10 protein-coding genes are annotated in these 6,197 nt (G+C 70.7%); 5 read left to right on the plus strand and 5 right to left on the minus strand.

Annotated features, from left to right (window positions below):
- From AC069I_RS42920 to AC069I_RS42935, 4 genes are read left to right on the plus strand one after another with little or no spacing between them, the layout of a single operon-like run.
- Positions 1-1,176: a hypothetical protein gene (locus tag AC069I_RS42920; protein WP_478267961.1), complete on the plus strand. Its 1,176-nt coding sequence runs from the start codon at positions 1-3 to the stop codon at positions 1,174-1,176.
- A complete protein-coding gene (locus AC069I_RS42925) occupies positions 1,173-1,607 on the plus strand; it encodes a hypothetical protein (protein WP_478267962.1) in 435 nt (144 codons plus the stop codon). Before AC069I_RS42920 ends, AC069I_RS42925 begins: the two co-directional genes overlap by 4 nt.
- Before the next feature lie 35 nt (positions 1,608-1,642).
- A complete protein-coding gene (locus tag AC069I_RS42930) occupies positions 1,643-1,879 on the plus strand; it encodes a hypothetical protein (RefSeq protein ID WP_478267963.1) in 237 nt (78 codons plus the stop codon).
- A gap of 40 nt (positions 1,880-1,919) precedes the next feature.
- A complete protein-coding gene (locus AC069I_RS42935) occupies positions 1,920-3,746 on the plus strand; it encodes a tyrosine-type recombinase/integrase (protein ID WP_478267964.1) in 1,827 nt (608 codons plus the stop codon).
- Positions 3,747-3,817: 71 nt separating this feature from the next.
- Here AC069I_RS42935 and AC069I_RS42940 read toward each other — a convergent pair whose 3' ends face one another.
- Together AC069I_RS42940 and AC069I_RS42945 are read right to left on the minus strand one after the other, a co-directional pair.
- A complete protein-coding gene (locus tag AC069I_RS42940) occupies positions 3,818-4,186 on the minus strand; it encodes a hypothetical protein (RefSeq protein WP_478267965.1) in 369 nt (122 codons plus the stop codon).
- Positions 4,186-4,479 carry a hypothetical protein gene (locus AC069I_RS42945; protein WP_478267966.1) on the minus strand — a complete coding sequence of 98 codons (294 nt, stop codon included), beginning with the start codon at positions 4,477-4,479 and terminating at the stop codon, positions 4,186-4,188. The genes AC069I_RS42940 and AC069I_RS42945 overlap by 1 nt, the downstream gene beginning before the upstream one ends.
- A gap of 199 nt (positions 4,480-4,678) precedes the next feature.
- On the opposite strand from AC069I_RS42945, the gene AC069I_RS42950 reads away from it, so the two are divergent.
- Positions 4,679-4,930 (plus strand): CHC2 zinc finger domain-containing protein, encoded by a 252-nt coding sequence (locus tag AC069I_RS42950; RefSeq protein ID WP_478267967.1) that lies wholly within the window; start codon positions 4,679-4,681, stop codon positions 4,928-4,930.
- 10 nt (positions 4,931-4,940) lie between these two features.
- Here AC069I_RS42950 and AC069I_RS42955 read toward each other — a convergent pair whose 3' ends face one another.
- From AC069I_RS42955 to AC069I_RS42965, 3 genes are all read right to left on the minus strand, one after another.
- On the minus strand, positions 4,941-5,387 hold the full coding sequence (locus AC069I_RS42955; protein WP_478267968.1) for a hypothetical protein: 447 nt from the start codon (positions 5,385-5,387) through the stop codon (positions 4,941-4,943).
- Complete coding sequence (locus tag AC069I_RS42960) at positions 5,384-5,827, minus strand: hypothetical protein (RefSeq protein ID WP_478267969.1); 444 nt, start codon at positions 5,825-5,827, stop codon at positions 5,384-5,386. The genes AC069I_RS42955 and AC069I_RS42960 overlap by 4 nt, the downstream gene beginning before the upstream one ends.
- The coding region (locus AC069I_RS42965) for a hypothetical protein (protein ID WP_478267970.1) at positions 5,824-6,197 on the minus strand (374 nt) is incomplete at its 5' end. The genes AC069I_RS42965 and AC069I_RS42960, both read right to left, overlap by 4 nt.

A 6,197-nucleotide genomic window follows, 5' to 3' on the forward strand; every position in this document is an offset into this window, starting at 1 on the left:
ATGGTCAAGTTCTGGCCCTGGCGCCGAGCCACCCGATCCGTCACACCCGCCCAGCCTCAGCCCGGCGGCTGGTCCGACGATCCGGACGCGATGCCCTACGGCCCGTACGCGTCGGTCGACGTCATCGACGCCCCGCGTGCGCAGGACGGCTTCGGCCGGTTGGTCGCGACCCGCAGTTTCGACGATCCGGACGAGGCGGCCCGGGTCCAGGCCGCCTGGCAGCGGCACGTGCCTGAGCTGACCGTCAAGCTGAGTCACCCCATCCGCAGCTCGCACAAGCCGGCCTACGAGGGCACCTATCTCCTGGACGACGCCTGGCACGACGGGCAACCGGCCGAAATCGACGCCCTGGTCGAGAAGATCAAAGCCGAGGCCGCCGAACAGGCCAGGCAGCGAGCCGAGGAGAAACAACTATGGGCCGAGAAGCTCGCCCGGCTCGAAGCGAGGCAGGAGGCCCGCCGCCCGAAGACGGTCGTGGTGGCCGAGGCCGGCGACGATTCCCCGATGCCACACCACGAGAAATTCCTCAAGGCCACCCGGACCTTCGTCGAGGGCCGTCCGGTCGATCAGGTGCGGTTTGAGTTCGCCGCGTTCACCGGGCGGGAGCCGAAACCCGTCTCGCCGGTCCCGGACCACGTCCGATGCACCGAGCAGGAGATCGAGCAGCTGCGGCTCATCCATGCCGAGTACGAGGAGGCCCTCAAACTGTGGACCGCGGCGGCGTACCGGCTGAAGGCCGAGTCGGCGCTGCGGTCTGCTGCCGGGGCCTGGCCCGAGGTGGCGGCCGCGTTCGCCCGGATCGAGCAGGCCTGGTCGGATCTCGATCACCCGCCGCACGGCTGGCAGGTCGCGGTCAAGCAGCTGCTCGACGCCCACGACGCGGCGAAGAAACCGGTGTCGGACTGGGAGTACGTGCACGCCCGGCGCCTGGCCACTCTCGGCGCTGACCTGGTCGCCGACGAGTTCGACCTGAGGGTGCTGCGCGATCAGATCGGTGCCGAGCTGGGCCTCGCCGAGGTGAAGGACTGGCGCATCGGCCGCGCCGAGGACCTCTACGGCGACGGCCGCTACATCGACCTCAAGGATGGCGCCCGAGAGCAGCTGGAGCACCTGGTCTCGACGCAGCGCGCCCGGCTCGCCGAGATCACCGCCGCGGCGGGCCAGGTGACCACGTGACCGCCCCGACCTCACTCTCCGGACCTATCGCCGTCGCCTTGACGGGTCTTGGCCTGGACGGCGAGGCCGCCACCGGGGTCGGGAGGTGGCTGGAGGACCTGATCGGCGACGCCCGCCGCGGCTGGGCGGTCCCGGACCTCAACCGGACCGAGGTCGTCGAGCGTCTGCGCAGCGCCTACGGCCGGCGCGACGGGCACGAGACCCGGATCGCGCTGGCCGCACTGGACCGCATCGAGCGCGAGGTGTTCGGCGGAGCCCGCATCCCGGGGACGAACATCCGAGACCGGTACTTCCCGACGTCACTGTCCATCTGGGACCGCGAGCTCAACCGGTTCTTCTGCCACACCTGCCAGACCTGGGCGGACTACAACGGCGGCCCCGGCCTGCTCAGCCCGATGTGGTGCCCGTGCGGCACCAAGCTCGTTCCCTGACCCGAAAACCCTTGTCCAGCAGGGAGAGAACAGCCATGGCCGACACACCGAAGGACATCGCCGCGCATCTGCGCACGCTCGACACCGAAGACGACGGTGCCGCCTACCTCGGCACGCTGGGGCTGGACCACGACGGCCTCCTCGCCGTCGCGACCGAACTCCAGCTCACTCGCCTGGACCGGCTGAATACCACCGAACTCCGGAACCGGGTGCTCAAGCAGGCGATCAGCGCGCGCCGCAAGTTCCAGGGACTGCGCGACGGCTGGCAATAACGGCCCGGAAACCCTCGACCACCGCGACGAAAGCTGGACCATGACGACCATCCCCGTCCGCGAGGACTTGCTGCAGGCCGCCCGCGCCTGCGACGACGCGCTCGCCCGGTTCGCCGGTGACGAGCCCAGCCAGGTGCGGGCGGGGGAGTTGCTCACCGGCGCGGCGCGGGCCTGCCGGGAGCTCGCGGCCGCGCTCGACACGGACCCGACCGTGGCCACCGAACCGTTGGCGACCGGACGGCTGCAGCCGGTGGACCTCGTCGTCGAGCTCACCCGGCAGCTGCGGCCGCTGCTGGTCCAGGCCGCGCTCAACAACTCCGCCCTGGATCGCTGGCCGCGCGAGGCCCGCTGGGACGAGGCCGAGGCGCTCGCCGCCCGGCTACACGAGCTCGCCGACGAGGCGATCGCGACCGTGCCGCGCGCCGATCACGCCACCGAGGCCGGATCCCGGCAGATCTCCCGGGCCCGGCTCGCCGCCCAGGACGGCCTGGTCCGAGACGCCGCGGCCGCGTTGCGCGCGGCCGTCGACGCCGCGCTGCAGGTCCCGCACCCGGATCCGCTCGCGCTGTCGCTGGACGCGATCGCCACCCAGCTCGAACGACATCATGCCGACCTGGCCGCCGCCCCGGTCGCCGGCGGGCCGGAGGACGACGAGCTGCTGGATCCGGATCGGCGGGCGGAGCTCGCGGCCGCGGGCGAGTTGCTGATCGCCGAGGACGCCGCCCCGGCCTGGGCGCGGCCCACGATCGACGCGGCCGCGTTGTGGCTGCACACCGCCTACGGGTCGGCGAACACGAAGAAGGCGCACGCCAACGCCCTGGGGATCCCGCGCGCCGATCAGCGGCTGTGGCGCGGCGAGCCGACGCACCGCAACGTGGTCGAGGTCCCGAGCCCGACGGCGTTCTTCCCGTGGTGTGTGGTGATGGGCCTGGACCCGCACACCGACATGACCCGCGAGCGGCTGCGGGCCTGGCTCACGATCCAGGACGAGGCGAAGGTCGCGAAGACCACGCAGAAAGCGCGGCTGGGCGCGGTGTCGGCCTGGTACCGGGAAATGCGCTACCAGGGCAAAACCAGCTTCGAGGTGCCCGCCGCGCTGCCGCAGGAGGAACGCCGCACCCTCGGCGTGCTCAAGCCCGCCCCGGCGACCCCGACCGTGCCGGTGACGATGGGGCAGGTCCGGGCGCTACGGATCAGCGCCGAGCGCTACCCCGGCCCCGCCCGCCGCCGCTACCGCGCCGCGGTCGCCGTGCTCACCACCACCGGGATCCGTGCGGAGGAACTCTGCGCCCTCAACCGCGGCGACCTGCACAGCGCCGGACCGGACGGCACCCCGGCGCTGTGGATCGACGGCAAGGGCCGCAAACGACGGTGGGTGAAGTTGCCCCGCATGGCCGTCGAACTCCTCGAGGACTACCTCGCCGAGCGCGACACCACCACCATCGCCCAGGCGCCGGCGCTGCCCGGCCAGGTCTCGGCGAAACCCGCCGAGCAGCCGCTGTTCACCACCGCCACCGGCACCCGTCTCGGCGCCCAGCAGGTCACCGACATGCTCCGCTACCTGTGCCGATACCTCGTCCGGGCCGCGGCCGGCGCGACGTCCAGCACCCTGCGCGGGCACGCCGCACAGCTACGCCCGATCGCCGACACCATCCACCCTCACAGCACCCGGCACTTCTACGCCGTCACCGCCGAAGCCAACGGCGTCCCCATCCGCCAGATCAGCCTCGACCTCGGCCATTCCTCCGTCGCTGTCACCGAGGCCTACCTCGAACACGCCCGCGCCCTGCTCGGCTCCGCCGCCACCATCGTCGCCGACCTCATCACCGCCGGCGAAGACCTCGCCCTCATCCCCGCCCTGGACTGACTGCTCGCTGGCCTTGCCCGCACGCTGCGCCGAAACCGCTCTCGCCCTCGTCTTCAGCACGACGACCCGTCTCATTCCGTCGGTGAGGCTGCGGGGTGGGGTTCGTCGGCGTCGAACGGCGGGAGCCCGAGGTACAGCGTGTAGTAGGCGTCCCGGACGTCGCGCAGCTTCACCTTGCCGACCCCGAACCGTTCCGCGATCGCCCGCCCGGTCGGCGCCCCGGCCCACGGTCCCGCGGTGTGGGCCCGGAGGGTTCTGTCGCGATGGGCGTGGTCGATCCGGGACAGCAGGCTCTGCAGTTCGTCGTCGTCCAGGACATGGGGGCGGCGGGCGAGGCGGGTGAGCTCGCCGATCGCGGCGGTCAGGGGGAGAGCGCGCCGGCGGAACCGCAGCAGCACTTCGGCGTACTGCTCCTGCAGCAGCGTGGTCGATCCCGGCATCAGCGGTTCGCTCCCGGCTCGGCGTCTCCGGCGTGCTGAGGTTTCGGGCGCTGCTGGGCCTGGCGGCGTTCGGAGGCTTTCCACCAGCGCTCCTGGAACTCCTCGGTGGCCTCGATGTCGTTGACACGGGTGGACAGCCACAGCTTGACCCGCGGCGCGTTGCGGCCGCCGGGATTCGGTTTGGTCTGGTCCGGCTCGCCGAGGAACTGTTTGATCATCGCCGGTGTCCAGCCGCGACTGTCTGTCAGCTCCGCCACCCCGATGTAGGGGCCGCAGTGTTCTCGCCAGCTCATGTGGTTCTCGATTGCCTCTCATGCTCGGGCGTCCTCGATGACGCCGAGCGGCACAGAACCGCACTGACCTGCGCTTTGTCCACGCGAAAAATGGATGCATTGGGCTTGACCCTGGAACCACCCGATCAGGTGGCGAACCCGGCCGCTCCGAGTCTCGTGCCGCGGGCGGTGGCGGCGTCCGCCAGTACAGTCCGAGCCCATGGCCAGCACCGCGATCTCCGCGAAGGAGCCGCCGGGCCCGCACGGCATCGTCGAGGTCGTCTCGCCGCATGTGAAGCTCAGTCCGCTCGGGGACACCCAGCTGCAGGGAGCGTGCCCGTTTTGCGGGTCACGGGCGTTCAGAGTCCGCCCGGCCTACGGCACTTTCCATTGCTTCGGTTGTGGCGCAGGGGGCGACGCCCGGATGTTCATTGCCTGGATCAGCCACGTCCACGGCAACCCCGACGACTAGCGGATCCTCGTCATGAGAGGACTCGGGTCGAACCGCCTTGTCCCTGCTCGGCTCGGAAAAGCCCCGGCGTGGAATCGGGCAGGGTGAGGCGGTAGTCGACGCTGCCGCCGTTCCCGCGGTGCCCCAGCAGACGGTCCTGGCGCATCAACGCGTTGAAGCAATCCATCAGGGCGCACGCGGTGAAGGAGTCGAAGACGAGGGTGTTCTTCTCGTCGTCCGGCAGGTCGCGGTTGAGCACGTTCGCGACGTGGACGCGGTAGAAGTTCGGCAGCTTGAAGTCCAGCAGCACGCCGTCGACGTCGGCCGCGGCGGCGAGCGCGTCGACGACGACGGACTTCACCATGCTCAGCCGCACCGTGGCCTGCACGCCGAGCAGGAACTGCCCGGGGGTCACGAATCGGGCGCCCGGTGCGGCATGCACGGCCGGATCCCACGGGGTCCGCGCCGTTCCGTTCATGAAGACTCCTCCGTCACACGGTCGGTCGCCGGCGTGGATGCCGGGACGCGGGGGATGACCATCGCGGCGAACAGCGGCCCTCCGAGGGCGATCGCGCAGATGAGGATCACGCCGGACACGGGGCTGTCCGGATGCAGATCGGTGAAGCCTTTGGCGACGACGCAGGCCATGATCGCGCTGTAGAAGAGCAGCAGCGGGCGAGCATGGCGTGTCCTGGCCCGGTCACCTGCAGCTGCGGAGAGCAGGAACGCGAGCGCCATGAGGTGAACCACCGCCGCGGCGGGGTAAGCGATCGGCGGCCACATCGGCATGAGGATGAACCCACGCGCGGCGTAGATGACGCAGGAGACGGCCGTGACCGCCACCACCACGATCGCGGCAATCAACAGATGACGCGGCACGGTGGTGTTCGCCTGACGCGTCGACTGCTGGCTGGTCACGGCTTGGCGCTCGGAGACGCGCTGGCTGGTGCCGACGACGTGGGGGTGTCGGAGGGGCGCGTGTTCGGGACCCGCGGCTTGCCCGACACGCAGCTGTCGACGAAGTACGACTGGTGCAGGGCGCGCCATTCATTGGTGATGTTCCCCGCCGAATCGGCGGGTGTCCCGTCGCCGAGCACCCGGTAGTTGGCGGTGCATTCGTCGTTCGTGGGCTGCTTGTTCTGGGTCAGCAGAATGTAGTGCGCGTCAGCGCCACGCTCGCCGATCTTGCGCAGTTCCTCGACTTTCTGGTCCCAGGTCAACGACGAGCACGCCGAGACCAGCAGTAGCGCCGCACCGGCCGCTGCGGCGGCCACAGTTCGTCCCCACC

It is taken from the genome of Amycolatopsis sp. NPDC043885, from assembly GCF_056435685.1.

Bases quoted from the DNA above. Each gene is read 5' to 3' on its own strand.
- AC069I_RS42940 (WP_478267965.1), bottom strand. From the start codon at position 4,186: ATGCCGGGATCGACCACGCTGCTGCAGGAGCAGTACGCCGAAGTGCTG.
- AC069I_RS42920 (WP_478267961.1), top strand. From the start codon at position 1: ATGGTCAAGTTCTGGCCCTGGCGCCGAGCCACCCGATCCGTCACACCC.
- AC069I_RS42935 (WP_478267964.1), top strand. From the start codon at position 1,920: ATGACGACCATCCCCGTCCGCGAGGACTTGCTGCAGGCCGCCCGCGCC.
- AC069I_RS42950 (WP_478267967.1), top strand. From the start codon at position 4,679: ATGGCCAGCACCGCGATCTCCGCGAAGGAGCCGCCGGGCCCGCACGGC.
- AC069I_RS42955 (WP_478267968.1), bottom strand. From the start codon at position 5,387: ATGAACGGAACGGCGCGGACCCCGTGGGATCCGGCCGTGCATGCCGCA.
- AC069I_RS42930 (WP_478267963.1), top strand. From the start codon at position 1,643: ATGGCCGACACACCGAAGGACATCGCCGCGCATCTGCGCACGCTCGAC.
- AC069I_RS42945 (WP_478267966.1), bottom strand. From the start codon at position 4,479: ATGAGCTGGCGAGAACACTGCGGCCCCTACATCGGGGTGGCGGAGCTG.